Origin of the sequence: Clostridium lapidicellarium, from assembly GCF_041224415.1 — a bacterium.
Taxonomy (GTDB): Bacteria; Bacillota; Clostridia; order Clostridiales; family Clostridiaceae; genus Clostridium_B; species Clostridium_B lapidicellarium.
Genome location: NZ_JBGFFE010000066.1, coordinates 1 through 516 on the forward strand (window position 1 = coordinate 1; position 516 = coordinate 516).

At 43.6% G+C, this 516-nt stretch carries 1 protein-coding gene; it reads right to left on the bottom strand.

What is annotated here, in order from left to right; translation table 11 throughout:
* The coding region (locus tag AB8S09_RS15815) for an Rpn family recombination-promoting nuclease/putative transposase (protein WP_369869563.1) at nt 1-437 on the bottom strand (437 nt) is incomplete at its 3' end.
* Between the last annotated feature and the right edge of the window lie 79 nt (nt 438-516).

The window sequence follows — 516 nt, forward strand, 5'->3', positions numbered from 1 at the left end:
ATATCCCTGAAGTTCCTATAGGCGGTCCAGCTGTTTTTCCCGTTATACAGAACCATGGGGACAACTGCCGGGAGCCTGAAGTCTTTCCTCCGCCTCTCACGTTTTGAGGTGTTTTTCAGGATCTCCCTCCATATCTCGACTATATAAAACAGCAGCCTCATGGGCATCCTGTAGTCCACACTGGACTGGAATTCCAGGAGAATATAAAATATCACATCACGGCCGTTTACATTTGCCTTGTATACTATATCCGACTCCTCTTCGCTGAAATCCTCGAGCACATAGGACTTGTCAACCAGCATCAGGTCCTCGCTTCTCACGAGATTGACCCAGTCTTTTTTGACAAATCCCCGCAGAAGTTCCAGAAATGTTTCCCTGTGGGAAAATATAAACTTGTATCCTACATCGTGTTCATGGTGAACTCTATCTTCCGGCATATCATCTTCCCTCCAATAATATTTGACTATATTATTAGTATTTGCCAGAACATAAGTTCTTATACGCTGATTCGTATAT